The organism is Paenibacillus sp. 19GGS1-52, assembly GCF_022369515.1.
In the GTDB taxonomy this organism is placed as follows: Bacteria; Bacillota; Bacilli; order Paenibacillales; family Paenibacillaceae; genus Paenibacillus_AQ.
The window spans coordinates 1,336,881-1,362,521 of record NZ_CP059724.1; the positions used below are offsets into that span (position 1 = coordinate 1,336,881).

Sequence of the window (25,641 nt, forward strand, 5' to 3'; positions counted from 1 at the left end):
AGAGTTAAAGGAGAGAAAAACTGTGAGTGTTTTCCGAAAGCAGGCCTCACCTCCAGACGAGTCTGACAACAAAAGTTCCCTTGGCCTGCGGATCAACGTGTTTTTCTTCAGCACGTTTGTTATATTCTGTGTCATTATTATACGCCTTGCAGTGCTTCAATTCGTAGAAGGGCCTACGCTAACTGATGTTGAGACTAGTCGTGACACCAAAAATGTACCGCTGGCCTCTATGCGTGGTGTGATTTATGCAGCCGGTGGTGAGAAATTAGCGTATTCGACACCTGTTCAGTCGCTATACATTACCTTGACCAAAGAATATACAGCAAAGGTCACTGATAAGAATACGGGTGTAACTACCCTTTCGCCAGATGCTAAAGCTAAGTCAGAGGCACTGGCAGCCAGTCTGGTAGCCGACTTTAATAAGTATGGCGATCCAAACGCGAAGAAGTTGACCAAAGAAGATATCATCGAAACGATGGATTTGGATTTTCGTAAATCTCTGGGTTATATGGCTCGGCGGATTAAGGCGGGTCTGACCTCCAAAGAAGTGGCCTATTTCATGGAGCATAAGGATGACTATCCGGGACTTGAGATTGTGGAGGAAAGCACCCGCCATTATGATACAGATACGGTTGCAGTACAGACCGTTGGTTATATCAAGCCTTTTAAATCCTCCAGCAGTTTGGATATTTATCAGAATATTATTAATGCGATGAAGAACACTCAGGACCCAGGTCTAACCTACAAAGATGATGAATTTGTTGGGTTTGACGGTCTGGAACTGCAATATCAAAGAGATCTTCGTGGACAGAATGGCTATCAGGAAATCTCTGTTAATCCGCAGAACATGGCGGAGAAGATCGAGAAGGTAGTTCCACCTGTAAAGGGCAACGATGTCTGGACGACGATTAATAAGAATATTCAACTCAAGACGGAGCAAGCAATAACGGAGCAGATTAGTTGGCTCCATTCGCATGCTGTACAGGGCAAGACTCATCCGGATGCTTTGACTGGCTATGCAGTAGCAATGGAAGTGGATACAGGTAATATAGTAGCTATGGCAAGTATGCCGGACTATGATACAAACATTTGGACCACTGGTTCATTGCCGACAGACGTCTGGAACGATATTATTAACAATTACCAGAACGGAACGATTAATCCTATTTCTTCGGGAACTTCAGGAAATGGCTTGAGATCCGTACTGTTGATGGGTTCAACCATTAAACCGCTCAGCGTGCTTGTTGGATTAAATGAAGGTTTCTTTACGACCACCAGCGGGTATTCAGATAAAGGATTCGCCACTTTCGGTAAAGCGGGACATGAGACGAAGGTGAGAAATTCTTCAGGACATGTATATGGATATTTGGATCCGGCTAAAGCCATTGAGAAGTCCTCAAATGTGTTTATGGTTGATATGGTTGGCAAGAAGCTTTATGAGAAATATCAGGATAAGGGTATTGATGTCTGGGATAAATATATGAAAGAGTTCGGTCTTGGCGTATCTACACAAAGTGGTCTGCCCAATGAATTCTTGGGACAGATTAACTATACCAATATTAAGGCTGCCGGTAGTTCACAGGCTGCACTCGTCTATGCTTCTTTTGGACAACAAGGTAGTTATACGGCGATGCAGCTTGCTCAGTATGCTTCTACACTTGCCAATGAAGGACAACGGATCAAACCGCAGCTGGTTAGTAAGATTACGGATGCGAATGGGAATGTAGTTCAGAAGTTCGATCGCGAAGTACTCGATGAGGTAACTACCTTTGATAAATCCTTCTGGAAAGAGATCAAGCAGGGCATGAACAGTGATGTTACTGCATTTGCCGATTTCCCTTATGACTTTGCCCGTAAAACGGGGACCTCACAGCAGCTGGCGAAAGGTCAATTACGCGATAACGGTGTCTTCATAGCCTTTGCTCCGCGTAATCATCCGAAGCTGGCAGTAGCGGTAGTTATTCCTGAGGGTGGTTTCGGTTCCAACAGCGCTGCGCCAGTAGCGCGTAAAATATTTGATGCTTATGATTGGGAATATGGGCTGGATGGTGTACCCAAGAAGAATCTTCAGCCTGCTACTAACGCAAATGGTGATGCTACTACTAAGAAGGGAGATAGCACGACTACAAATGCTGCCGATACTACTAGTACTCATTAAAAATAAATAGCTACTCATAATGGAGAGCATACAAGAATGGAGGGGTGGCAAATGATTGCCAAATACCGCCTGCTTGCATTGGATATGGATGGAACATTACTGAATGATGAACAGCTGATTACCCCCGAAACGGAAAAATGGATCAAAAAGGCTGTGGAGGCAGGCGTTCATGTCTGTCTGTCTACAGGACGTGCGTTCAGAAGTGCATTACCTTATGCAGAGCAGCTTGGCTTGCAGACACCAATGGTCACCGTAAACGGCAGTGAAGTGTGGCGGGCGCCGCACGAGTTATACCGCCGTTCCCTGATGGACCCGGAGTTAGTTACACAGATGTATGAAATTGCTCAGCAATATGATATCTGGTTCTGGGCGTATTCTTTGGATGAAGTTCATAAAAGGGATAATTGGGATGGGAATGTGGAAGGCAGGGAATGGCTGAAGTTTGGTTATCAAACGGAAGATGATGATATCCGCCATAAGCTGCTGCTGCAGCTTCAGGATATGGGGGGACTGGAAATTACAAATTCCTCCCCGTATAATCTGGAGATTAATCCACAGGGTGTGAATAAAGCGGCAGGAATACGGGAAGTCTGTCGTCTGCTGGGAATAGATATGTCTCAGGTCGTTGCTGTTGGTGATAGTCTGAATGATCTCTCGGTAATTCAGCAGGTGGGATTAGGCGTTGCTATGGGCAATGCTCAGAAGACCGTTAAGCAAGAGGCCGATGTTGTAGTGGCCTCCAACAATGAAGACGGAATTGCCGAAGTGATCCAAAAGTATATTTTGACGGAAGCAAAGATCACTGCGGCTACTGTTACAGTGAAATAGTGTCTTAACAATCCTTACAATGCAAAACTGGCTTATGTTCGTGAAGCCAGTTTTGCTGTGAAATGTGCTAACAAAACTGCTATCAAAACTTAGTGTATGCTGTAGCTTATGCTATCAAAACTTTAGGAGTTGAGGGAATTGATGATCCTGGGTTGGGTTCTGATTATCGCATTATTTGCGGTAGGTCTGGTCGGAGCAGTATATCCGATATTACCGGGCGCATTGGCGATTTATCTGGCTTTTTTCGTATATGGCTGGTTCTTTTCCTTTCAATCCTTCGGAGTATGGTTCTGGATCATTCAGACGCTGATTGTTGTAGCACTCTTTGTATCTGATTATGTCGTAGGAGCATGGGGTATCAAAAAGTTCGGTGGCTCGCGTGCTTCGGTCATTGGCAGTACAATTGGCTTGATCTTCGGTCCGTTCGTCATTCCGGCGTTTGGACTGATTCTCGGTCCGTTTATAGGTGCTTTTGTGGGTGAGTTACTAGCGGGTTCTAATCCAGGTAAAGCTGCTAAGGTGAGTGTAGGCTCATTGTTGGGTTTGTTTAGCAGTACCGTAGTCAAAATCGTGCTGCAGGTAGTGATGGTCGTTCTCTTCTTTATCTGGATCGGCCGGTATTAAATTTACAGTGAAGAAGGCGAAATAGCTTGTCCAAGAAAGAATCTTTTGTAAAAGGTACGCTTATTCTGGCTGCCGCAGCTTTAGTAGCACGCGTACTCGGGCTTGCCCAGCGTGTTCCGCTGGATCATATATTCAACGATATTGGGAGAGCCTCGTTTGGGGTATCCAACAATATTTATTTGATGCTGCTAACTGTAGCGACAGCAGGCATACCCAGCACCCTTAGTAAAATGGTATCTGAGCGTTATGCATTGGACCGTCCCGAAGAGGCAAGACAGGTGTATCATGCTGCGCTGCTGTTTTCGGTAGCAGCCGGGGTTTTCATGACTGCCTTACTGTACTTTGGAGCTCCATTCTATGCAACCCATATCGCTGATGTTCCTGAATCGGCAATGGCAGTTAGAGCCATTGCACCTGCACTACTGCTGTTTCCCGCCATTGCAATGATGCGCGGCTATTTTCAGGGTCGCAATAATATGATGGCTGGTGGTATATCACAGATCGTGGAGCAAGTTGCCCGCGTATTTACTGCCATTCTTATTGCTTTCATTTTGCTGCAGCAGGGCTATAGTAATACGACTCTTGCGGCTGGTGCATCTTTTGGTAGTGTACTAGGCAGTATTGCAGCCTTTGGTGTGATGATTTATTTTGCAGTAAAACTGCGTCGGCAAGATAAGGAACAAGGGTTAAATTATGATTCTGCACAAAAAATGCCCATGTGGTCTATTTACAAAGATATCTTCACTCTATCTATTCCGATCGTACTCTCATCTCTTACGATTCCTGTAGTGAATGTTATTGATACCTCGCTGGCAGTTCCGCTGCTAATCGACCAGATTGGGCGGGCTGATGCAACGGCAGCGCTTGGTATACTAACCACTCGCGCTCAGAGTGTGGCGGGTATCCCTCCTGTTCTGGCTATTGCGCTTGGCACTTCGCTGATTCCGATAATTTCAGCTGCCTTTGCCCGTCGTGACGAGGTTCATCTCAAACGACAAATCACACTGGCCTTACGCATCTCTATCTTGACAGGAATGCCGATTGTAATTGCACTGTCTGTGGCTGCATACTCTGTCAATGGTCTCCTGTTTAGTGGATTGGGAGGCAGCGGCATTGTAGCCATGCTAACGATTGGAACTATATTCCAGATCACGATGATGACAACCAACTCGATCCTCTTGGGTATGGGAAAGTCACGCATTTCCATGTTTTATGTGCTAGCCGGTATTATTGTTAAACTTATAGCGAGTTTTTTCCTAAGCAAGGTGTTTGGTATTTACGGAATTATTGGAGCGACCGCTCTGTGCTTCGTAGTCATTACCTTACTTAATTTACGTATGCTGAAATCGATCGTGCCCTTTGAGATTATGGGTAAGCGCTGGGGCGGTTTTGCTGTTGCGGTACTGGCGTCTGGCGGGATTGGTTATGGCCTTAACGAAGCTGGTATTATGATGACACAGCTGATGCCTGCACGCGTGGCGTTTCTCATTACTTGTCTTGTGGTGGGAGTGGCGGTTGTGGTTATCTATCTGGTGCTGCTCATCGTGCTGGGTGTGCTTAGCAGACAAGAGGTTGCCAGCTATCCACGTGCGCTCCAAAAGCTGTTGAAACCCCTTATGAAGCTGCAGCCTGAACGTGTTCGGGCGCGAGAATAAGTTGACTTCCGTTGTACATTTTGCTTCACTTAAGAGGACAGGAAATAGACTGCTGAAGAAGGGACTGGATAATGCATGGATAAGATTAGTTCTCCCGCTGAATTTCAGGTAGCTACTCAATCCCCCCGTCTAACGGTGGCGGTATTTAAGGCGGATTGGTGCTCCGATTGTAAATTTATTGATCCCTTTATGCCTGAGCTTGAACAGAATTACACAGGCCGGCTTACCTTGGTTGAAGTTGATGTTGACGCTGTTGGAGATGTCAGCCAGAAACAGAATATTCTGGGTATTCCCAGTTTTGTAGCCTATACAGACGGGCGGGAGCTTGTCAGGTTCGTCAACAAGCTACGCAAATCCCGTGAAGAGATTGAGAATTTCCTGAACACTGCGCTTGATGTTTACCAGAGCATTCACAAATAAATTTCATTACACCGCTTTCGCCCGTTAGAGCAGAAACGGTGTTTTTTTTGGAATATAAGAATTTATATGCTTCACGCAATAATTTATCCTTATATTTCTCGAAGAAACGGGTACCGTCCATATAAAGGACGGCGAAGCCGTTTCATTTTGAACCACAGCTCGTGCCTGTTTCGGTTATAATAGGAACAAATCATGATACAGCGGGTGATAACAATGACAATGAATCAGTTAAAATGGCTTAGTTACACAACCTGTCTTATCATGTTCCTGGCTCTGCTGGGAGGAGCGATTGTAACAAAGACGGGTTCAGGATTGGAATGTGGAAATGAATGGCCACTTTGTCACGGAAAGCTGGTTCCGGCTTACACCTTAGGTTCAATGATTGAATACACACACCGCTTGTTCAGTGGGCTGGCAGGTTTATTGTCTCTTGCTTCTGCAGTTGCCTTTTGGCGTTATGCGCGTAAGCGGCGTGATTTACGGGTCTATTCCGTTCTGACTTTGTTATTTGTAGTAGTCCAGGCAGGTATGGGAGCGCTTGCAGTGGTCAAATCCCAATCAGCTGCTGTAATGGCGTTGCATATGGGGTTTTCTCTGATTGCTTTTGCGAGTGCGCTGATGCTGGCGCTTGGAACGAAAAGAATGCAGGAAGCGGGAGAACACGATAATCGGCTCACCAGAGTGCCAGTAAGTCCTGCTTTCCGCAACTTAACGTGGATCACGGCGTTATATTCTTATATCGTCGTTTATATTGGGGCCTATGTAAGCCATACAAGTTCACAGGGTGGGTGCACCGGTTGGCCTCTATGTAACGGAGAGTGGATACCGGAGCTTTCTGGTGGGGTTGGTATTGTATTTATGCACCGGATTGCAGCCCTGCTCTTATTCGTTCTGATCGCGGTGCTTGGGCATCTAGCTTTCTGGAAACATAAGGATCATCCAGAACTGAGAACTTTAGGCGTCTGTGCCGTTCTGTTATGTCTGATGCAGGTACTTAGCGGTGCCGCTGTTGTCTATACCTTATATAACGAGCAATTGTATATTTTTGCGGCCTTGGCTCATATTTTGCTCATTGCCGGATTATTCGGAGTTCTATGTTATATGAGCGTTCGGGTATGGCAGTTGGGTAGAAGTGAGCAATAATCTTATTGATCAAGATAGGCCGACAGCCCCTTTTGGATAGGCCGTGGATAGAGTCGGTTGGAGGAGGAACAATAGTTTGGGATACGGTAATTTACGTCAATGGATAGAACAACTACGGAAGGATAAAGATCTTGCTGTGATCGACACACCAGTTGATCCTTATCTGGAGCTGGCGGAGATTCATCGGCGTGTGATACAGGAAGAAGGACCTGCCCTGTTGTTCACCAATGTAAAAGGGACACCCTTTCCCGTTGTGACTAATTTATTCGGAACGGCTCGCAGAGTAAATCAAGCGTTCGGGTCCCGTCCAGAACAGCTGATACAATCGATGATGGGCGCGGTAGAAACACTTCTGCCACCTTCATTCAGCGGAGTCTGGAAAGAAAAAGGAATGCTCATTGATCTGCTAAAGATTGGGGTGAGACAGGTTCCACAGGGTGAAGCGCCTGTACTTGGTATATGTCGCAGTACGGACCCATTGAAGGAGCTCCCGCGAGTAACGAGCTGGCAGAAGGATGGCGGACCGTTTATTACCCTTCCGCTTGTATTCACGGAGAGTACCTCCAATCCGAAGGATAATAATCTGGGGATGTACCGGATTCAAATTTATGATGATAGTACTACCGGTATTCATTGGCAAATACATAAGGGGGGCGGATTCCACCACCATGAAGCTGAATTACGCGGAGAGCCGTTGCCGGTTTCTGTCTTTATCGGCGGTCCTCCAGCCTTAATTGCGTCAGCTATCGCCCCCGTACCTGAACGTATGTCTGAATTGCTGTTGGCCTCCATGCTGCTGGGCGGCAAGCTGCCGATGGTTAAGGACCCGATGGGCGGACATCATATTCCCGCCGAGGTCGAATTTGCCATTCGTGGACTGGTTCCCCCGCATGAGCGGCGTATGGAAGGACCTTTCGGCGATCATTACGGCTATTATTCATTACAGCATGATTTTCCTGTAATGCATGTGCAACGAATGTGGCATCGCAAAGATGCAATCTATCCAGCGACTATCGTCGGCAAGCCACGCCAGGAGGATTATTATTTAGGTGATTTCTTGCAACGTCTGCTCGCACCAGCGTTTCCGTTGGTAATGCCATCCGTCCGCTCCTTGTGGGCATACTCGGAATCAGGCTCGCATACGTTGGCCGCGGCAGTTGTACGCGAAAGTTACTCGCGTGAAGCGCTGGTATCGGCCTTCCGTATTCTTGGTGAAGGCCAGCTCTCGTTAACCAAATTCCTGTTATTGACCAATGAGCCGGTCGATCTTACGGATTTCCCTAAATTGTTGGAGACGGTGCTGGAGCGGTTCAATCCTGCAGTCGATCTGTTTGTATTCAACCAGACCTCGCAAGATACACTAGATTATACAGGTCAGCAAATGAATCGCGGTAGCAAAGGCGTATTGATGGGAATCGGCAGCCCGATTCGGGATTTACCCCGCAGCTATGAAGAGGGGCTCCTTTCTGGAATCCAGAATGCAATTCCGTATTGCGGTGGTTGTTTAACTGTTTCTGGTGCATCCTATGAAGAGGACCCACAGTTGCCTTCGCGGCTTGTAGCTTCGCTGCGCGAGGCGGATACCGTCTGGCCCCTGGTCATTCTGGTGGACAACGCTGCAGAAACGGTTCGCACGCAGACCACCTTTCTCTGGAGCGTGTTCACTCGCTTCAACCCGGCCACAGATATTTATGCCGAATCTGAGGTGAAGAATCACCATATCGGCTATAAACTTCCAATTGTAATCGATGCCCGCATGAAGCCGGGATATCCGGACGAGCTGTTCCCACGCGAGGATATCGTGGAGCAGGTTGACCGCAATTGGAAACACTACTTCAGCGGGAGTGTAAACTCCATATAACTTCTAGGAGGATGGGCTATGCTGCGAATATTACTCGGGGAGCCGCCCCGCAAGAACAGTGGTGTGCTTGCTGAAGCTATGGACAACATGGCCAAAATTGCGGCACTATTGCGTAAGGAAATGAGCATGCATGAGGATCGTGACCATGAATTCCGCAAGCTGGAGGTTTGGACACGAGGGCTGATCTCTTCTCTGGATGAACTGGAGCAAAGCTGGTTCGCAGCGGCTTTTTATCGAAAATTAGTAATTGCGGGATATATGGACGATATGTCGACTATGGAGCAGGGCGAATATGCGCGGTATGTTTATTTTTATAAAAATGGGTTTATCCGTGTATTCTCTCTGCTGGACAAGTTCGGAACGGTGCTGAATAGTCTGTATGACCTTAATACCTCTAAAGTTAAAGCACATTTCTCCTATTTTACGGTGCTGCGGCAATTTCATTCGCTGAAAGAGCACTCTGTACTTGCCGATCAGCTCGAGAATATTAAGAATAATTATCGGGAACCGCTGGAGAACCTGCGCAAGCGCCGAAATGCGGAAATTCATTATATGAATGCCGAAATGCAGGATGATCTGTGGCAACGGCACCAAGGATTACATGACAAAATACACCTTGAGGATCTGGATAGCCATCTTGAGGATTTGCGGCAAGGGCTGGAGATGGTCTGTAAATCCTTAAGTGTGGCTTTCAGGTACAGCAATGAGCAATGGCATAAGAATCGGTAAAGTCTGAGATCAAGACCCTGTTACTCACAGGAAGTTCTCTTTGACAAAAATCCTTAAACTTACTATACTTATGGTTGCATTGTAACTTCACATTCGATGACATCAATTTCATATCTATATCTTATCGAGAGCGGCGGAGGGATAGGCCCGATGAAGCCCGGCAACCGATTTATATTCAGTCTGTTTACTCGGCTCTATATAAATGTCATGGTGCTAATTCCTACAATAGCCGCTACTTTTGCGGTCATTGGCAGATGAGAAGGCATTGTCTATACACGCACAGGGCCTCTTGCGATCTGCATCCGATCGTACGAGGTCTTTTTCTATGCAGCTACAAACTTTTAGGAGGGTGACAGATTGATAGAGATCAGAGGTCTAACAAAGGTATATGGAAAAGGTGATAAGGCTGCCACGGCACTTTCCGGACTGAACCTGTCCATCCAAAAAGGTGAAATATTCGGAGTAATCGGACATTCCGGCGCAGGAAAAAGCACATTGATCCGCTGCATCAATCTGCTGGAGCGACCAACGGAAGGAGAAATCTGGGTTGATGGCGTGGAATTAACCAAGCTTAACCGCGGACAGCTGCAGGAGCAGCGGCGTAAGATTGGGATGATCTTTCAACACTTTAATCTGCTGTCTTCAGCGACCGTTTATGATAATATTGCCTTTCCACTGCGGCTTACCGGATCTGCAAGGGCAGATATTGATCTTAAGGTTAAGGAGCTGCTAGCCTTGGTAGGGCTTGAAGAACATAGTAATAAGTATCCTGCTCAATTATCGGGTGGGCAAAAACAGCGGGTAGGCGTAGCCCGGGCGTTAGCCAGTGATCCGGATGTACTACTCTGTGATGAAGCTACCTCAGCGCTTGACCCACAGACGACAGATTCCATTTTGCGACTGCTGCTCGACATCAATAAGAGGTTCCATCTGACAATTGTACTGATTACGCACGAAATGCACGTCATTCAGAGTATTTGTGATCGGGTAGCTGTTATTCATGGTGGTGGAATTGTTGAACAGGGCGAAGTCACAGAGGTATTCCTGAAGCCGAAGCATGAGATCACACGTGATTTTATTCGTAGTGAAACGCAAAATGACGGGCCGCTGCGGGCAGCCATTGACGCCAAGCCAGGGGAGTATTCCCAAGCCGTCAAGATTACCTTCCTCGGGCAAAAAACATATGACTCTACCCTTTCACAGGTAGCTCGTGAGACAGGGGTTAACTTTGCGATTCTGCAAGGAACCATCTCGACACTCAAAGATGTACCCTATGGTCAGCTGATTGTGCGATTCGAGGGACCTGCTGCAGCCATCGAGATAACGATAGCAGAATTAACAGCCCAAGGTCTTGATGTGGAGGTGATTTCTTAATGGGCAGCTTAAACTTTGCAGATCTGAATTGGCAAGAAATGCTGGATGCAACGCTTGCAACAATAAAAATGTTAGCTTATTCCGGATTGTTCACAATTATTCTTGGTTTACCACTTGGAATTGTGTTATATTTATGGGGCAGATCAAATAGTTCAGTTATCAGAGCGATTTACTCGGTATTATCTTTTGTAGTGAACATTCTCCGATCAGTACCGTTTATCATTCTGATGGTGGCCCTAATTCCCTTTAGCAAGTCGATCGTAGGAACATCCATTGGTGTACTGGGTACGATTCCTGCACTGGTGATTGGTGCTTCGCCTTTCTTAGCCCGTCTTGTAGAGACGGCACTGCGCGAAGTTGATCGTGGTGTGATTGAGGCAGCTCAAGGTATGGGGGCATCGACAAGTCAGATCGTAACACGCGTGCTGCTGCCGGAGGCTCGTCCAGGTCTGTTTGCAGCAGCGACAATCACATTAGTAACTTTAGTCTCCTATACAGCTATGTCTGGTATGGTGGGCGGCGGCGGACTGGGCGATCTTGCGATCCGTTATGGGTATTATCGCTATCAGAAGGAAGTTATGATTATCTCTGTAGCCCTGATGGTATTGCTAGTACAGTTATTGCAAATGGCCGGTGATCGGCTCGTAAAACATTTTACCCGGAAATAAGGTACATCCATATAGAACCTTATTCATACAAAATCATACTGAACTGAGGGGGATTTACAAATGAAGAAAGTATTATTAACCTTTTTTAGCCTGACACTGGTGTTGGTGCTTGCGGCTTGCGGCAACAATAATACAACCAATAATGCAGCTAACTCAGCTGCAACAAATGCACCAGCAGCAGAGGCCACAACTGAACCGGCGGCAGAACCAATAACACTGGTAATCGGCGCTTCGCCTGTACCGCATGCAGAAATATTGAAGGCTATTGCTCCACTGCTTGAAGCACAGGGCATTAAACTTGAAATCAAAGAATTCACTGACTATATTCAACCCAACGTACAACTTGCTGAGAAGCAGCTGGATGCCAACTTTTTCCAACACCAGCCTTACCTGGATCAACAGAATAAAGATAACGGCACGGACCTGGTAGCTGTTACTGCAGTTCACGTTGAACCCTTCGGTGCCTATTCCAAAAAAATCAAAGATATCGCCGAGCTTGCTGACGGCGCAAAGGTTGCTATTCCGAATGATGCTACTAACGGTGGACGTGCATTGATCCTGTTGGCCAAAAATGGCCTGATTAAGCTGAAGGATGATACGAATATTACCTCCACCAAAGCAGATATTACAGAAAACAAGAAAAACCTTGATATTATCGAGCTGGATGCAGCTATGCTGCCTCGCCAACTGGATGAAGTTGACCTCGCTCTGATCAACACTAACTACGCACTTGAAGCGGGTCTTGTTCCAACCAAAGATGCTTTGTTCATCGAAGGAACGGATTCCCCTTATGCTAACATTCTGGTAGCACGCCCGGACAACAAAGATTCCGATGCGATCCAGAAGCTGGCGGCTGCGCTGAATTCTCCGGAGGCTAAAGCTTTCATTGAAGAGAAATACCAAGGTTCCATCATTCCTGCATTTTAAGGTGAAGGACCACTGCTTGTCAGCTTACAGAACAAAGGGCTGTCCCATAAATAGATTTTCTATGACGGGAGATAGTTCTCTTCATTCTTAAAACCATAAAAAACAGCAAAGCAGCGATTCACCCGTTAATGGGGAATCGCTGCTTTTCGTTTTTGGTCATTGGTTGCTTGCTCCAGCAGATTGTGAGCAAGCGAAAGCCACCCGATCTCAAGCGTCACTTTCTCCATGCCACGAAGCAGAAATCGCCGGAAGCCCTTGTTGTTCATCAGTTGTCCAAACACACTCTCCGGTTCCGTCATTCTTCGCACGGCCAAGGCGTAACCTTCCTCACTCCGTAGAATTTCTCGAGCCTGTTTCTGGTATCGCAGTCGTTCCAAACTAATGACCACTTCCCGATTTCCTGCCGCTTTTGTACAACCTTCCCTCAATGGGCAACTTTCGCTGCGGTAATGACGTTTTCGAATTTCATATCCACTCTCTACAATTTCCTTGCTTTCTTTGCGGAAATGCAGCGTTTGTCCGGCTGGGCACGTCCATGTATCCTCGGTTTCAGTGTACGTCCAGTTCTCAATCTTTTCGACATTCTCTTTCCAAGCTTTACTCTATTCTTTGTGATAGCTGCCGTATTTCACTATCGCTTGAATCTCTTTCTTTTCCAGATAGGCGTAGTTTTTTCACTCCCGTAGCCTGCATCCGCAATCACCGTCTGCGGGAGTTTCCCCAAGATCTGCCTTGCTTTTTCCATATGCGGCTGTAAACAACGGGTATCAGTAGGTCTCGGATGTAGACTGTAGGTTAAAATAAACTGGTTTTCGGTTCGGATCTGTACATTGTATCCCGGTTTGAACTGACCGTTTCGCATGTGATCTTCCTTCATCCGCATAAACGTTGCCTCCGGGTCTGCCTTGCTGAAGCTGTTCCGGTCACCGAGCAGCACTTGGTACTGTTCGTACTTCAACAGCCTGGGCAGCAAATCCTTGCGAAGCTTCCGAACGACTTTCTTCAGGGGCTTGTTTTTGGGTTTCTCCAATAACTGGGCTTTAAGCTTCTGTGTTACTTGTTCGAGTTTCTCGCTGCTCAGTTTGGAAGACTCCCCGAGTTCAGGGAGGTCTCTACCGAGGCACTCGTGTTCTTCTCGAAGGGAATGTTTTCGCGTACCGCTGGCGATTTGTCGAGAGGAGTAGATTCGCTGAGTATAGGCGTAAATGATGATTTTGGTGAGCATTTTGGGGTGGTAGCTGTCGCGGCCACCGCCGGGATAGGCAGCGTCAAAGATGGCGTCGTCCAGCCGATGGACGGCTTCGTTAACGACACGAACGAGGTGGTTTTCTGGAATATCTTCTTCCAGATCCATTGGCAAGCAAAATGGGTCCATGGTATATTGAATGTACAAAAGAAACCTCTCCTTGATTTAAAATGGTTGGTCGCACTTCCATTTTACCAAAGAAAGGTTTCTTTTTTTATGATTTTTAGAAGGATTGTAGATACGATTCCCGCTTAAACAGCGGAGAGGACGGAACGATTGTGGAAAAGCGATAGCGTTCGCCTTTGTCTCCGGATTTTCACCGCTAAGGGGAATGAAAAAAATCTGGAGACCACAGCGATTGGAACAACGGTCCGTTCGCGAAGCGTCCTCACAAGCGCAACCGTCTATCTGACTCCAAAAAAAGAGCTGTCCCAAGCAGCCATTTCATGGCTTATGGGACAGCCCTTTGTATTGCGTATGTTGTAGGAGGAGGACAAATCCTCTATAATGAAAAAACCCCGGTTCCTCTGCAAGCAGAAGAACCGGGATAATTATAGAACGGGATTAGAATACTTGAATAACTTCTTCGACGCCTTCTACTTCTTCAAGAAGAGCGCGTTCGATCCCGGCTTTCAAGGTGATCGTGGAGCTAGGGCAGCTGCCACAAGCACCCATGAGTTTCAGTTTAACGATGCCGTCTTCAACATCAATCAGTTCCACGTCGCCGCCATCGCGTTGCAGGAACGGACGAAGTTTATCGAGTACTTCCAGCACTTCATCATACATGGTAGGGCTTTGTACATTCTCACTCATTTCTCAATCACTCCTTTCGTATGTTTATTATAGTACAATTCCTTCAAAAATAAAATGGTTAGCACAGAAAAGGAGATCATCATGAGACCAATTATTGAATTTTGTGCCAGTAACCTCGGACATGGCACAGAACAGCTAATGAATAAACTGGAGCAGAACCTCGAATATGATGTTATGGAATACGGCTGCCTGAACAATTGCGGACAATGTTACTTGTCCCCATTCGCTATGGTGAACGGAGAGATTATTGAAGCCGATTCTCCAATAGAACTAGAAGCTGCCATCGACAACAAGATTAAAGAGCTGGAAGCATGGGATAATCTGGAGATCGATTAAGGGCTTAGCCCTAACCGAAGTGGCGTTTAGACATCCAGAGCACACCGCTCTTCAAGAGACGCGGTACCCGCCCCATGACGGAACGATGTCCCATAAGTCCAAAACCTGTATTTTTGCCTAGGGAACCTAGAGTTCCTTTTAAGCGGATGGCTTGGAGCTTGGGTGTCTCATTCCGCCATAGGGCTTGTATAATATGAGCGACTTGCTCCCCTTGGGCTCCTGCCGCCTGTGCACTGGGTGCGAATGGCAGACTGGCGCAATCCCCAATCACATATACCTCTGGGTAATCAGGGACATGATAGAATTCTCCCAGAATGATTCGTCCTCCGCGATCCTTTGGCAGATTCAAATCCTGAACAACCTTTACCGGTTGAATCCCCCCGGTCCATACCGTTACGTCAGACGGGATAGCCTGCATTCCATTATAGATGGCATCCTTCTCCACATGGGACACAGCGATACGCCCTAATGTCTCCACCTGATGTTCACTGAACCATTCCTCTACAAATTGGGACAGCTTGGCCGGAAAAGTAGATAGTACACGTTCTCCACGATCAAGAATGGAGATGTTTAGATCAGGTCGGCTTTCACGCAACTCTGCCGCTAACTCCACCCCACTTAAGCCGCCTCCCACGATATTGACAGTCCCATAAGGCTTCACATCATTGAGACGACGATAAGTTTCCCGGGTATCTGAGAAGGTCTGGATACCGCAGGTATATTGCTCTGCCCCAGGAATGTTATGGTAATTATCCGTAGAGCCTAGGGCAATCGCCAGAATATCATAGGAAATCGGCTCACCGCTGTCCATAAATACAAGTTTGTTCTCCAGTTCAATAGAGCCTACCTCGCCATAACGTACACTTAGGCGGGGATGCACTGGAAATTGAATACGCAGATGATAATCGGTAACAGTACCGGCGGCAAGTGCATAATATTCCGTCTTAATTCCCTGATAAGGCATCCGGTCGATCAAAATAATTTCCACATCATGGGGGAGATGGTTATCGAGTAATTTTTGTATAAGGGCTAGGCCGCCATAACCGCCGCCCAGGACTAATAGTGTTCTCATGCTTCCCGATCTTCCTTTCAAATATGGACTTAACGGATTTCCTGACGCTTATTATTCGTAAACCTTAATCTCGTTGTAGAACGTATCACGTTCAACGGGAATCCGCCCTGCACCTTTTACCAGCCAGATTAGCTCGTCCCGGGTCAGACCTTCCGGTGTCAATGCTCCTGCAGCGTGGCTAATGCGTTCTTTCAGAATCGTACCATGCACATCAGAGGCTCCAAAGCTGAGCGCAACTTGGGTTAGCTGAGCGCCGATATTAATGAAGTAAGCTTTAATATGATCGAAATTATCCAGCATTAGTCGGCTGACAGCAATCGTCTTAAGATCCTCATACGCGGAGTTACGGCGCATAATCCCTGCATTCTTATTCTTCGGTTGCATCGATAAGGGAATGAATACCATGAAACCATTGGTTTCGTCCTGCAGGTCGCGAATTTGCAACATATGTTTAATGCGGTCTTCGCGCGACTCAATAGAGCCATATAACATCGTTGTATGGGTCTTCATACCAAGCTTATGTGCGGTCCGGTGGACCTCAAGATATTCTTCGACATTTGCTTTATCTACACGCATTTTTTTGCGATATTGGTCGGACAAAATTTCTGCACCGCCGCCGGTAAGTGTCTTGAGCCCTGCTGCACGCAGCTGTTCCAGCACTTCGGTAATGCTCAGTCCGCTAATCCGGGTGAAAAAGTCAATTTCAGCCGCTGTATATGCCTTTAAAGTAACCTCAGGAAAACGTTCATTCAGAGCTTTTAAAGAATCAACGTAGTACTGAAAGGGTACCTTATCATTATGTCCACCCACGATGTGGAACTCGCGTACTCCCGGATGAATATGTTGTTCGACGTATTTCACCATTTCCTGACCAGATAGTGTATATGCGCCTTCTTCACCGTCATCTTTGCGGAAATTGCAGAATGCGCAATAGGATTCGCAGACATTGGTGAAATATAGACTCATGTTTTCGATAAAATATACCTTATTCCCGTTCTTTCGCAGATTGACCTCGTTTGCTAACTGGCCAACCGTAAGCAGATCATTGCTTTCATATAAATAAACGCCATCTTCCAAGTTTAATCTTTCACCGCCGCGAACCTTTTCAATAATGTTCGCCATGCGGGCATCCGTGTGTGGTGTGATAAGAGTAGACATATAATTTCCTCCTGAATGTATTAAGTGACAAAATTCCGAATTTTTATTGCCTGTGCTTTCCTATTATAAACCTCTCTCAGAGGGGGAGCAACCGCTTGAGATCAATCGTGTATTCAGGAATAAATGACCCATAAGGGAGTAGGTATAACTTGAGGGAGAAGAGATAGTGGAGTATACTTAATTTTATCTATAGAAATAACATTGATGCAAAATTAAACTAGTCCCCTGACTACCAATGGAGGACAATAGATAGTCAACACACTTTTAGGAGGTTATGATCATGATTAATATCAGCGAAACAGCGGCAGGACAACTGAAGACGATGCTGGCTGAACAAGAAGTGCCGAACATGTTCCTCCGCCTTGGAGTGACGCCTGGTGGCTGTAGTGGGTTCTCGTATGCCATGGGCTTCGATGATAATGAAAGCGATCAGGACGTCTACATGGACGTTGAAGGCTTGAAGGTTGTAGTGGAGAAAGAGAATATTCAATACCTTGATGGTCTTGAAATCGACTTCGAGGAATCCGGCATGACTGGCGGCTTCACCATAAACAATCCGAACGCGTCTGCAACATGCGGCTGTGGTTCAAGCTTCAGAACGGCTACGGCTGCGGGCAAGCCGAATGAGGAGCCTTGTTAAACAATTGATGCTTTAAATTTACAAATTCTCTCCCGAAGGTGTATGAACCTATACACTGTTCGGGAGTTTTTTTATGTTGAATGATTCGATTTGTAACCGCATACAGTTAAGCCGGAATAATAAACTTATAGTTAATCATGAACACGATCAAAGCTGCAGCTCCAAGGGAGAAGGCGATACAGCCTGTACCCAGCACCCTGCGGCGATCCTTAATGAACTTGAAGCCAAGGGCACAGACAAGTATAGTGGTTCCCGCTAATACAACAGACATGCCCACCATGGCCACCCAATACAATACCTCGAAAAATTGTGCCAATGTGATCCCTCCCCAGCTGGATATAGTACGGAATATAAAAGTAGCAGTGACAAAGGTAATATACAATGATTTTGATAATTATTCTACAATAATGTGATAAATTCCTTTTTATCTATTCTCAGCAACTGTCGAATTCCCCCAGTAGAAGAATCAGCAAATTCTGCTCTAGCTGTTTATTATGCTGCAACTGCTGTCGATGAATCGGATTCGTCGGATTTTGGCGCCGAGTGAAAGGCCCTTTTTTGCTGTGAGCGCCTTCTTACACGGACAATCATACAAGAGGGCGGGACCTCTGCTGAGTAATCTATAAGGTAGGTTGCGAAAGCGAAAGGAGAGGGAGGACGATGGCAGGAAGACAACTGGCCAGCAAGTGGCTGAAAACCGAAGCGCTGCTTAGCGATGCACGGGTTGCCGGTTACATTCCGAGAACGAGGGAATATAGTGCTGCAGGATTGCTGGCGATGCTGGGGAGATATGGGAACGTCGTGATTAAACCCATAGTAGGCGGTGGGGGTTATGGCGTCATTAAGGTATTCCGAAATCAGCGCGGTTATGGCTTTACGTATATGGACAGAACCCGTGTGTATGCTGATTTCGGGTCGATGAGACATGCTCTGGATAGGGTCAAAGTAAGACGTAAATATTTAATCCAGCAGGGTATTTCCTTAGCACGTATTGCAGGGCGTCCGATCGATTACCGCGTCAAAGTTGTTAAGAATGGAGAGGTTTGGGAGTTTCGTTCCATGGTCGGAAGGCTTGCCCGGCCGGGTCTGTTTGTTACTAACTTATGTAAAGGTGGCACCATGCTCAGTTGCCGTAAGGGTCTTGGGAAATCATTGCCCAGGATCAAATCGTCAGCTAAGCAAGCGGAGATGCGGCGACTTACTCATGTATGCATAGAACTGCTGGAGCGACATTTTCCGGGAATAGGAGAACTGGGCTTTGATTATGCAGTAGATCATTCAGGAAAGATATGGATTTTGGAAGTGAATACAAGACCTCAATAATTAAACAATTTTTAAGAATTGACGATAATAGAGTAGTAGGCTAAAATAGCGTTTAGTGTGCTCCTTAATGGTAATAAATTCCTGAGAATATGACAAAATGCAAAATTTTTTTGCTAAATATTAGGTGGTATTATCCTGTGTATAACTATTATCCCCAATTTCCACTGCGTGGTTATAGCCTGCGTATCCCTTACGCACATCTTATACACAGGATCTCCACATGCACTTGTGGATACAGAGAACACTTGTTCGAAAAATGATAGTTTGCTATGATAGATTCAGATCCGGAAAAAGGAAAGGTAGGTGGACGTTATGGTTGAATTGTCTGATGAGATGCTGCTTGATTCATACCAAAGAGCAATAGAGCTGCAACTAGAGCATGATTTCATTGCTCTTTTACTTGTGGAAATTCGCAAACGAAACTTACACTCTCCATTACATGCGGTCCTGCATTAAGGCTCAAAGTAAAACTTTGCAGCAAGCTACATAAATTAAACCGCGAGCTACACCAAATAGGGTATCCGTATAGGTTGACGATAAATCAGCCTGTTTGGATACCCTTTTATTTTTCTATATTGTGGTAATACATCAGGAGACTTAGAGCTTGAGGTTACTGCTGTGTCCTGGGGACAGCTTCGCTTCAGGATCGATGTAGACTTTGGCGTTATTCACTGCAGTTGGAGCTTCTCCAAATCCTACAGCAATCAGCTTTAGTTTACCAGGGTAGGTAGTGATATCACCAGCTGCAAATATTCCAGGAATACTCGATTCCATCCGGGAATCAACCACAATGGAATTGATATCAATCTCCATGCCCCATTCAGCAATCGGACCTAGTGAAGACACGAAACCAAAATTGATGATAACGCTATCTACTTCGATCTCCTGGGTTTCCTTGGTCTTGATATGCGACAAGGTAACTTTGGTAATGAATTCCTCACCATGCAACTCGGTAATCTCTGAAGGTGTGATTACATTGACCTTAGAGGCCATCAAGTTCTCTACACTATGCTCATGTGCGCGGAATTTATCCCGGCGATGAATTAGCGTTACTTGCTCAGCAATCGGTTCGAGCATCAACGCCCAGTCAACTGCGGAATCTCCGCCGCCGCTAATCAGTACTTTTTTATCTTTAAAGGCATTTAAATCGTTTATGAAATAATGCAGATTGGCTTTCTCAAAGTGCTTTGCTTCCGGCAGCTCCAAACGCCGGGGTTCAAAGGCGCCTACACCAGCGGTGATGATGATTGCCTTGCTGTGATATTCCGCTTTATCGGTTGTAACGACAAAATGACGCTCGTCCCGTTTTTGGACGGAAACGACTTTCTCATCCAAGCGGATATCCGACTTGAACAGTTCCATTTGACGGGAAAGATTGTCAACCAGCTCTTGAGCGGTTATTTTTGGGAAACCTGCCACATCGTAAATATATTTTTCGGGATAAAGCGCGGCAAGCTGTCCGCCCAGTTGGGGCATACTTTCAATAAGTGTTACCGATGCCTGGCGCATTCCACCGTAAAATGCGGTAAACATGCCGGTCGGACCGCCGCCTATGATTAATAGGTCGCTAATAGGAACGCCGGGTTGCTCTAGTGTCACAGGATATTACACCTCCGAGTTGATAGTTTCAATTTGCCATACTTGTGTTACCTTCTCATTATAAACATAGTATCGGTGACCTGCAAAGGCTTTGAAGTTCCAGAAAAGTGTGACTTTTTTTTGTATTATTATATTTGATTAAAATGAAACTAAGGTTTACAATGGATATGATTATTTTAGAAATCCTTTAAGTTTAATTGGAAATTCATCCAAACTTAAGTGTATAAATTCACAAAAAGATTCACAAAAAATAACACATAGACAGATTCGCCTGTTGGAAGGAGCCGGAACATGAGCAGTATTCCCAAAATCGTAATCCTAGGAGCGGGGTACGGAGGTATTTTGACCGCCCAGAGGTTACAAAAAGCTTTAAATTATAATGAGGCAGATGTGACACTGGTGAACCGCCATGAGTACCATTACTTTACAACCCACCTGCATATGCCAGCTGCGGGAACAGACAGTATTGAGCATACGCGGGTATCTATTTCTAAATTGATTGATGAATTCAAAATTGATCTCGTTAAATCATCTGTACAGGAAATTCGAACTCAGCAAAAGAAGGTTATTCTGGAGGACGGAACGCTTTCCTATGATTACCTTGTTATCGCTCTGGGCGGTGAACCCGAAACGTTTGGTATTCCAGGACTGGATAAATATGCACTGACGATTCGCAGCATCAATTCTGTGCGCCTGATTCGTGAGCATATTGAGTATCAATTCGCCAAGTATAAGAATGAGAATAATGCACAGGAGCACATCAATTTTGTAGTTGGCGGCGCCGGGTTTAGCGGGATTGAATTTGTAGCTGAATTGGCTGATCGTATCCCGGGCTTGTGTAAAGAATATGATGTTGATCCAAGTATGGTTAATATTTATAATATTGAAGCTGCTCCTACAGCACTGCCGGGCTTTGCTCCTGAACTAGTCGAGCATGCGATGACTGTCCTTACGAAGAAAGGTGTTACCTTTAAGATTGGCGTCGCTATTAAGGAATGTTTGCCAAACGGGGTTATCCTCGCAACCGGTGAAGAAATCAAGGCATCCACCATTGTCTGGACTGGCGGTATTCGCGGCAATCATCTGATTGAGGCAGCAGGCTTTGAAGCAATGCGCGGACGGGTGAAGGTGGATGAATATCTACGTGCACCAGGACATGAGAACATCTTCATTATTGGCGATGGCTCTCTGATGATTAATCCTGAAGGACGTCCTTATCCGCCGACTGCTCAAATTGCCATGCAGCAGGGAGAATGTTGTGCACATAATCTCGTGGCTTCTATACGCAGCCAGCAGCCGAAGAAATTCGCCTTCAGCAACAAAGGAACAGTAGCTTCCCTCGGCAAGGGACAAGGTATTGCTGTAGTAGGAGACAAGACATACAAAGGCTGGAAAGCGGCACAATTAAAAAAAGTAGTTGATATGCGTTACCTGCTTATTATCGGGGGCATTCCACTAGTGCTCAAAAAAGGTAGATTCCTATAGGATGCGCCATTGCAGCGTTCAAGTACGGGGACTCCTGACACGTGAAGAGTTGGACCGTTATAACAGTCTTATAGAGGTGGGTTCCTTTCTGGAGGATCAGAGCCAGTACGATTTGGCCTACATCATCCAGAAGGAAATTGATCTGCTAATTCTTCCGGCAATAGAACGGCTCAAAGATAAAGGTCGCGCACGTGACCGGGCTACGGCCGAATATCTGAAAAGTCTGCAGGAGGATAACGATAGCGAGGATGAAGAGGATGAAGAAGGTCCTTCGTCGGTATGAAGCAGGATCAAACAGAAATTTCCAAGAAGAAACACAAAAGGGTGTGCCTCTGCAAAACAATGGAGGCGCACCCTTTTTGTATTGTATATTGTGTAATTATAGCTTGAGCATTTCTTCGAAGGTCTCTGGTGTAAGCAGATTACCAACATAAAAGGAACCAAATTCTCCATAGCGGGCGGTGACTTCATCAAAGCGCATTTCGTAGATCAGCTTCTTAAATTGAAGTGCATCCTCAGCGAATAAGGTGACGCCCCATTCCCAATCATCAAAACCGACAGAGCCGGTAATGATCTGTTTCACTTTACCAGCGTAGCTGCGCCCAATCAATCCGTGCGAATGCATGAGCTCCCGGCGTTTATCCATCTCCAGCATATACCAGTTGTCGGCGAGATCGCGTTTCTTGCTCATGGGATAGAAGCAGAAATGCTTGGCTTTTGGCAAAATAGGCTTCAGGCGCGAGATTACATGTGGATTCAACATGGGATCACTTCCGTCGCCTCCGCCTGCAGCATAGTTGCTTAGTTCAACAATGCTGACATAGGAATAAGCTTTGGTCGTATATTGGGCAAAGGCGATTTTATTGAAGGCAGTCTCCAGTTGATTCAGCTCTTCCAGACTTTCACGCAAATGCATCAGCACGAAATCGGCTTTCTGGCCGACAATGGCATAAACTGTGGAGCTTCCAGTATTAGAGGCTTCAACAGCGTCCCATTCATGTATAAAAGCATGTAACTCTTCCAGAGCTACGGCGCGTTCCTCATCATCTGCAGCCGTCCAGGCGGTCCAGTTCAGCGAGCGAAAGTCATGTAGTGCGTACCAGCCTTCCAGTGTCAAAGCGGCTTCGTTCATTATCTCACTCCTTAAAAGTTTTACGAAGCATAAGCTCCGTTAGATTCCACAACACGTAAAACTTGCTTCGAAAGCATATGCTTAGTTTTACGAAGCATAAGCTCCGTTAGATTCCACAACACGTAAAACTTGCTTCGAAAGCATATGCTTAGTTTTACGAAGCATAAGCTCCGTTAGATTCTACAACACGTAAAACTTGCTTCGAAAGTATACGCTGTATGTATGATCCATTTGATCTATTTGCATTGTAGCGCATGCAACCTGCCAAGAGCAAACGAAGAGACTGTAATTCAAAGCGTCTGCGCTGCGAACAGTAATAAGTTCATTGCTTCGTTACATTTTTTCTAGTAAACTTACTAATATCTGTTGATAGATGTGCGGTTCTTTATAGAGAGGGGTGAAGAAGCAGGTGGGATTTATTCCTGTATTTGTTCTTGCCGTGTTGTTCTTTGTGATGATGTTCGGTATTGGCTTTATCCTTAACATGTTAATGAAGACTACCTGGTTTCCCGCTTATCTGTTTGTGATTGTTATTTTACCGGTCGTGGTCTATTCCATCTGGGACAGAAATGCTATGACGCTCTGGGAACATCTCTCTACCTTCCACGTGGTTGACTATCTGACAGGTATTGCCGGACTCATCGGTGCGTTGCTCAGCGGCTGGACGATCCAGAAGTTGCGTATTGGCGGCTATAAGATGTTTTAATCCATAAGTTGTGAATTAAGGCGGCTCCCGTAACTGCGTGAGCTGTTTTTTTATGATCATAAAGAATTCTTATCCTACTGCGAAAAGAGTCGAATTTGGACCTTTTTTTACATTTCGGGCTGTGTTTTTTGTGATAGAATAGAAATCTATATGAATTCGTCAAGACAAAGGGGGAGTTATCAAGCAGATGCGTATGAGTCATTTACATCATTTTACAGAACATCATCGGTACTGCGTTTCCCGCGAATTCGGTCTTAGTGTGATGGACGGTCGCATGCTGGGCTCTGTGTATCAGCCAATGGTTGGGGCATTCGCCATCAGTCTTTATCGGCTGTTATTTGAGCATGTCCCAGCTGAGAGTATTGGCTACTCTGGAGTGGAGCAGCAGCGCAGGCTGTTTATGACGCTTGGGATTGAACCCAACGAGAAAGGCCGCAAATATTTAATTGATCAGTCCTCTCGGCTGGAGGCAGTGGGGCTATTGCAGACCTGCCGCATCTATGTGCCGGAAACGGATGACTATATGTATGAGTACGAGCTGATGCCACCACTGTCACCGGCTGATTTTTTTGCAACCCAGCATCTGACGCTGCTCTTGCGTGATAAAATCGGCAAATTCGCCGTTCTGTCACTGCGGGAACAGTTCTGGAATCGGGAGCCGGAGGAATGGAGCCGCAGATCGATCGGCAAAGAGAATATATCCCTGCCTTTTTATGATATTTTTCAGCTGAATACCCATGTAATTGACTACGAGCTGGAGCAGGCGTTGGCAGAGGTTGCTACTGTTCGTCAACCAGGCATGCGTGAAACGGGTGAACCGGCTATCGGCTATAGTGACATTATTTTGCGTTTCCCCCGGGAATCGGCTAATCGGGGCCATGTGGAGAAGCTGCGCTTTGATCATGCCCAGATGGGAATCATCAATTATGTAGCACATAAGTATGAGCTTAACCCGCAGGATTTGTGCCGCTTGCTGGATGAGGATGGAGTCTTCTCGCCAGAAGGCGAGGTCATTCTGGATGCGCTGCAGTACAAGGCGAGCCAGCATTTCCGTCAGGATATGAAACGTCAGGAGAAGCGGGAAGTTGCCGCTGCCAAGGTTGTAGCCATTCGCCCCAGTAGCAATGAACAGAGTGATGATTCGACAGCTCCGGTAGAGCAGTCCGTCGAGATGGAGTATTACGTAGAGGTACCTCCGCAATTTATGACTAAGTGTGATATTCATCAATATAATATGATGCTGCGTAATGAGCCTTATACACGATTGCTGCAGACTTTTTTTCCAGGGGCTGTTCCAACGCAGTTGATGGATATGTTCGAAAGAATTGATCTGAACTACAAGCTGTCCGGAGAAGTGATCAATGTACTCATTCATTATTTGATGACCATGGTAGCCTCTGGTGGGGATCAGCGTATGAATCGCAATTTCGTGGAGGCGATTGCCAGTAATATGCTGGTAAAGCAAATTAATACGTACGAGAAGGCGGTGCATTATATCCGCGATCAGTCCAAGGTTAAGGGCAAGGGGGCTGCTGCAAGTACGGCAGGGGCCCGTCCGCGTCCTTACGCTGCCAAGAATGGTGGCCGCTCCGGCAAGCAGGAGATTCCGATTGCCGTTGATGACGGAAGCGTTGGAACCGTATCGGATGAAGAATTCGCGGCGATGATGAAGATGGCTGCTGATATTAAGGCAGGCAAAAAAAAGGGCGTATCTGACGCCACGTAACGAAAAGAAGGTGTGAGA

26 protein-coding genes, 1 pseudogene and 1 riboswitch are annotated in these 25,641 nt (G+C 46.1%); of the genes and pseudogenes, 20 read left to right on the top strand and 7 right to left on the bottom strand.

Features of this window, described 5'->3' with window-relative positions; genetic code table 11:
* Nucleotides 1–22: 22 nt before the first annotated feature.
* From H1230_RS06210 to H1230_RS06260, 11 genes are all read left to right on the top strand, one after another.
* Complete coding sequence (locus H1230_RS06210) at nucleotides 23–2,158, top strand: peptidoglycan D,D-transpeptidase FtsI family protein (protein ID WP_239714672.1); 2,136 nt, start codon at nucleotides 23–25, stop codon at nucleotides 2,156–2,158.
* A 51-nt stretch (nucleotides 2,159–2,209) separates the two neighbouring features.
* Nucleotides 2,210–2,986 carry a Cof-type HAD-IIB family hydrolase gene (locus H1230_RS06215; RefSeq protein WP_239717143.1) on the top strand — a complete coding sequence of 259 codons (777 nt, stop codon included), beginning with the start codon at nucleotides 2,210–2,212 and terminating at the stop codon, nucleotides 2,984–2,986.
* A 141-nt stretch (nucleotides 2,987–3,127) separates the two neighbouring features.
* A complete protein-coding gene (locus H1230_RS06220) occupies nucleotides 3,128–3,610 on the top strand; it encodes a DUF456 domain-containing protein (protein WP_481857120.1) in 483 nt (160 codons plus the stop codon).
* Between the two features lie 26 nt (nucleotides 3,611–3,636).
* A complete protein-coding gene (locus tag H1230_RS06225; protein ID WP_239714674.1) occupies nucleotides 3,637–5,265 on the top strand; it encodes a putative polysaccharide biosynthesis protein in 1,629 nt (542 codons plus the stop codon).
* A 75-nt stretch (nucleotides 5,266–5,340) separates the two neighbouring features.
* Complete coding sequence (locus H1230_RS06230; RefSeq protein ID WP_239714675.1) at nucleotides 5,341–5,685, top strand: thioredoxin family protein; 345 nt, start codon at nucleotides 5,341–5,343, stop codon at nucleotides 5,683–5,685.
* Nucleotides 5,686–5,898: 213 nt separating this feature from the next.
* The gene (locus tag H1230_RS06235) at nucleotides 5,899–6,828 is read left to right on the top strand and encodes a COX15/CtaA family protein (protein ID WP_239714676.1); all 930 of its coding nucleotides are present in this window, start codon (nucleotides 5,899–5,901) and stop codon (nucleotides 6,826–6,828) included.
* A gap of 76 nt (nucleotides 6,829–6,904) precedes the next feature.
* Complete coding sequence (locus H1230_RS06240; protein ID WP_239714677.1) at nucleotides 6,905–8,689, top strand: UbiD family decarboxylase; 1,785 nt, start codon at nucleotides 6,905–6,907, stop codon at nucleotides 8,687–8,689.
* A gap of 18 nt (nucleotides 8,690–8,707) precedes the next feature.
* Nucleotides 8,708–9,418 (top strand): Cthe_2314 family HEPN domain-containing protein, encoded by a 711-nt coding sequence (locus H1230_RS06245; RefSeq protein WP_239714678.1) that lies wholly within the window; start codon nucleotides 8,708–8,710, stop codon nucleotides 9,416–9,418.
* Nucleotides 9,419–9,536: 118 nt separating this feature from the next.
* Nucleotides 9,537–9,679: riboswitch (SAM riboswitch) on the top strand.
* Nucleotides 9,680–9,775: 96 nt separating this feature from the next.
* Nucleotides 9,776–10,792 carry a methionine ABC transporter ATP-binding protein gene (locus H1230_RS06250; RefSeq protein WP_239714679.1) on the top strand — a complete coding sequence of 339 codons (1,017 nt, stop codon included), beginning with the start codon at nucleotides 9,776–9,778 and terminating at the stop codon, nucleotides 10,790–10,792.
* Nucleotides 10,792–11,460, top strand: coding sequence for a methionine ABC transporter permease (locus H1230_RS06255; protein ID WP_239714680.1), 669 nt, complete (start codon nucleotides 10,792–10,794; stop codon nucleotides 11,458–11,460). The genes H1230_RS06250 and H1230_RS06255 overlap by 1 nt, the downstream gene beginning before the upstream one ends.
* A gap of 60 nt (nucleotides 11,461–11,520) precedes the next feature.
* On the top strand, nucleotides 11,521–12,387 hold the full coding sequence (locus H1230_RS06260; protein ID WP_239714681.1) for a MetQ/NlpA family ABC transporter substrate-binding protein: 867 nt from the start codon (nucleotides 11,521–11,523) through the stop codon (nucleotides 12,385–12,387).
* Nucleotides 12,388–12,512: 125 nt separating this feature from the next.
* Here H1230_RS06260 and H1230_RS31590 read toward each other — a convergent pair.
* Nucleotides 12,513–13,780 (bottom strand): annotated as a pseudogene (locus H1230_RS31590) (transposase).
* A 129-nt stretch (nucleotides 13,781–13,909) separates the two neighbouring features.
* Here H1230_RS31590 and H1230_RS06275 point away from each other — a divergent pair.
* Nucleotides 13,910–14,119, top strand: coding sequence for a hypothetical protein (locus tag H1230_RS06275; protein ID WP_239714683.1), 210 nt, complete (start codon nucleotides 13,910–13,912; stop codon nucleotides 14,117–14,119).
* Between the two features lie 78 nt (nucleotides 14,120–14,197).
* Here the strand turns inward: H1230_RS06275 and H1230_RS06280 are convergent, their stop codons facing one another.
* Nucleotides 14,198–14,446 carry a NifU family protein gene (locus H1230_RS06280; protein ID WP_154122020.1) on the bottom strand — a complete coding sequence of 83 codons (249 nt, stop codon included), beginning with the start codon at nucleotides 14,444–14,446 and terminating at the stop codon, nucleotides 14,198–14,200.
* A gap of 81 nt (nucleotides 14,447–14,527) precedes the next feature.
* On the opposite strand from H1230_RS06280, the gene H1230_RS06285 reads away from it, so the two are divergent.
* On the top strand, nucleotides 14,528–14,782 hold the full coding sequence (locus H1230_RS06285; RefSeq protein ID WP_239714684.1) for a YuzB family protein: 255 nt from the start codon (nucleotides 14,528–14,530) through the stop codon (nucleotides 14,780–14,782).
* A gap of 10 nt (nucleotides 14,783–14,792) precedes the next feature.
* On the opposite strand, the gene H1230_RS06290 is transcribed toward H1230_RS06285, so the two are convergent.
* A complete protein-coding gene (locus tag H1230_RS06290) occupies nucleotides 14,793–15,854 on the bottom strand; it encodes an NAD(P)/FAD-dependent oxidoreductase (protein WP_239714685.1) in 1,062 nt (353 codons plus the stop codon).
* A gap of 51 nt (nucleotides 15,855–15,905) precedes the next feature.
* The gene (gene mqnE, locus H1230_RS06295; protein WP_239714686.1) at nucleotides 15,906–17,012 is read right to left on the bottom strand and encodes an aminofutalosine synthase MqnE; all 1,107 of its coding nucleotides are present in this window, start codon (nucleotides 17,010–17,012) and stop codon (nucleotides 15,906–15,908) included.
* Between the two features lie 280 nt (nucleotides 17,013–17,292).
* On the opposite strand from mqnE, the gene H1230_RS06300 reads away from it, so the two are divergent.
* Nucleotides 17,293–17,652 carry a HesB/IscA family protein gene (locus H1230_RS06300; RefSeq protein ID WP_239714687.1) on the top strand — a complete coding sequence of 120 codons (360 nt, stop codon included), beginning with the start codon at nucleotides 17,293–17,295 and terminating at the stop codon, nucleotides 17,650–17,652.
* Nucleotides 17,653–17,758: 106 nt separating this feature from the next.
* Here the strand turns inward: H1230_RS06300 and H1230_RS06305 are convergent, their stop codons facing one another.
* Nucleotides 17,759–17,968, bottom strand: coding sequence for a hypothetical protein (locus tag H1230_RS06305; RefSeq protein ID WP_239714688.1), 210 nt, complete (start codon nucleotides 17,966–17,968; stop codon nucleotides 17,759–17,761).
* Between the two features lie 344 nt (nucleotides 17,969–18,312).
* Between H1230_RS06305 and H1230_RS06310 the strand changes: the two genes are divergently transcribed.
* Both H1230_RS06310 and sda read left to right on the top strand, forming a co-directional pair.
* On the top strand, nucleotides 18,313–18,975 hold the full coding sequence (locus H1230_RS06310) for a YheC/YheD family protein (protein WP_239714689.1): 663 nt from the start codon (nucleotides 18,313–18,315) through the stop codon (nucleotides 18,973–18,975).
* Nucleotides 18,976–19,287: 312 nt separating this feature from the next.
* Nucleotides 19,288–19,431: a sporulation histidine kinase inhibitor Sda gene (gene sda / locus H1230_RS06315; RefSeq protein ID WP_154122027.1), complete on the top strand. Its 144-nt coding sequence runs from the start codon at nucleotides 19,288–19,290 to the stop codon at nucleotides 19,429–19,431.
* Nucleotides 19,432–19,572: 141 nt separating this feature from the next.
* Here sda and H1230_RS06320 read toward each other — a convergent pair whose 3' ends face one another.
* Nucleotides 19,573–20,574, bottom strand: a complete 1,002-nt coding sequence (locus H1230_RS06320) for an NAD(P)/FAD-dependent oxidoreductase (protein ID WP_275591134.1) — start codon at nucleotides 20,572–20,574, stop codon at nucleotides 19,573–19,575.
* 291 nt (nucleotides 20,575–20,865) lie between these two features.
* Between H1230_RS06320 and H1230_RS06325 the strand changes: the two genes are divergently transcribed.
* Nucleotides 20,866–22,059, top strand: a complete 1,194-nt coding sequence (locus tag H1230_RS06325) for an NAD(P)/FAD-dependent oxidoreductase (RefSeq protein ID WP_239714690.1) — start codon at nucleotides 20,866–20,868, stop codon at nucleotides 22,057–22,059.
* Between the two features lies 1 nt (nucleotide 22,060).
* Complete coding sequence (locus tag H1230_RS06330) at nucleotides 22,061–22,342, top strand: hypothetical protein (protein WP_239714691.1); 282 nt, start codon at nucleotides 22,061–22,063, stop codon at nucleotides 22,340–22,342.
* Between the two features lie 96 nt (nucleotides 22,343–22,438).
* On the opposite strand, the gene hemQ is transcribed toward H1230_RS06330, so the two are convergent.
* The gene (hemQ, locus tag H1230_RS06335) at nucleotides 22,439–23,191 is read right to left on the bottom strand and encodes a hydrogen peroxide-dependent heme synthase (RefSeq protein WP_239714692.1); all 753 of its coding nucleotides are present in this window, start codon (nucleotides 23,189–23,191) and stop codon (nucleotides 22,439–22,441) included.
* A gap of 409 nt (nucleotides 23,192–23,600) precedes the next feature.
* On the opposite strand from hemQ, the gene H1230_RS06340 reads away from it, so the two are divergent.
* Both H1230_RS06340 and H1230_RS06345 read left to right on the top strand, forming a co-directional pair.
* Nucleotides 23,601–23,897: a YuiB family protein gene (locus H1230_RS06340; protein WP_239717150.1), complete on the top strand. Its 297-nt coding sequence runs from the start codon at nucleotides 23,601–23,603 to the stop codon at nucleotides 23,895–23,897.
* A 187-nt stretch (nucleotides 23,898–24,084) separates the two neighbouring features.
* Complete coding sequence (locus H1230_RS06345) at nucleotides 24,085–25,623, top strand: replication initiation and membrane attachment family protein (protein WP_239714693.1); 1,539 nt, start codon at nucleotides 24,085–24,087, stop codon at nucleotides 25,621–25,623.
* The last annotated feature ends 18 nt before the right edge of the window (nucleotides 25,624–25,641 follow it).

What these genes read in the sequence shown, in the direction of transcription:
- H1230_RS06260 (WP_239714681.1), top strand. Translation starts at nt 11,521, where the DNA reads ATGAAGAAAGTATTATTAACCTTTTTTAGCCTGACACTGGTGTTGGTG.
- H1230_RS06230 (WP_239714675.1), top strand. Translation starts at nt 5,341, where the DNA reads ATGGATAAGATTAGTTCTCCCGCTGAATTTCAGGTAGCTACTCAATCC.
- H1230_RS06255 (WP_239714680.1), top strand. Translation starts at nt 10,792, where the DNA reads ATGGGCAGCTTAAACTTTGCAGATCTGAATTGGCAAGAAATGCTGGAT.
- H1230_RS06325 (WP_239714690.1), top strand. Translation starts at nt 20,866, where the DNA reads ATGAGCAGTATTCCCAAAATCGTAATCCTAGGAGCGGGGTACGGAGGT.
- mqnE (WP_239714686.1), bottom strand. Translation starts at nt 17,012, where the DNA reads ATGTCTACTCTTATCACACCACACACGGATGCCCGCATGGCGAACATT.
- sda (WP_154122027.1), top strand. Translation starts at nt 19,288, where the DNA reads ATGGTTGAATTGTCTGATGAGATGCTGCTTGATTCATACCAAAGAGCA.
- H1230_RS06300 (WP_239714687.1), top strand. Translation starts at nt 17,293, where the DNA reads ATGATTAATATCAGCGAAACAGCGGCAGGACAACTGAAGACGATGCTG.
- H1230_RS06235 (WP_239714676.1), top strand. Translation starts at nt 5,899, where the DNA reads ATGACAATGAATCAGTTAAAATGGCTTAGTTACACAACCTGTCTTATC.
- H1230_RS06285 (WP_239714684.1), top strand. Translation starts at nt 14,528, where the DNA reads ATGAGACCAATTATTGAATTTTGTGCCAGTAACCTCGGACATGGCACA.
- H1230_RS06215 (WP_239717143.1), top strand. Translation starts at nt 2,210, where the DNA reads ATGATTGCCAAATACCGCCTGCTTGCATTGGATATGGATGGAACATTA.
- H1230_RS06280 (WP_154122020.1), bottom strand. Translation starts at nt 14,446, where the DNA reads ATGAGTGAGAATGTACAAAGCCCTACCATGTATGATGAAGTGCTGGAA.
- H1230_RS06220 (WP_481857120.1), top strand. Translation starts at nt 3,128, where the DNA reads ATGATCCTGGGTTGGGTTCTGATTATCGCATTATTTGCGGTAGGTCTG.
- H1230_RS06310 (WP_239714689.1), top strand. Translation starts at nt 18,313, where the DNA reads ATGGCAGGAAGACAACTGGCCAGCAAGTGGCTGAAAACCGAAGCGCTG.
- H1230_RS06330 (WP_239714691.1), top strand. Translation starts at nt 22,061, where the DNA reads ATGCGCCATTGCAGCGTTCAAGTACGGGGACTCCTGACACGTGAAGAG.
- H1230_RS06290 (WP_239714685.1), bottom strand. Translation starts at nt 15,854, where the DNA reads ATGAGAACACTATTAGTCCTGGGCGGCGGTTATGGCGGCCTAGCCCTT.
- hemQ (WP_239714692.1), bottom strand. Translation starts at nt 23,191, where the DNA reads ATGAACGAAGCCGCTTTGACACTGGAAGGCTGGTACGCACTACATGAC.
- H1230_RS06345 (WP_239714693.1), top strand. Translation starts at nt 24,085, where the DNA reads ATGCGTATGAGTCATTTACATCATTTTACAGAACATCATCGGTACTGC.
- H1230_RS06245 (WP_239714678.1), top strand. Translation starts at nt 8,708, where the DNA reads ATGCTGCGAATATTACTCGGGGAGCCGCCCCGCAAGAACAGTGGTGTG.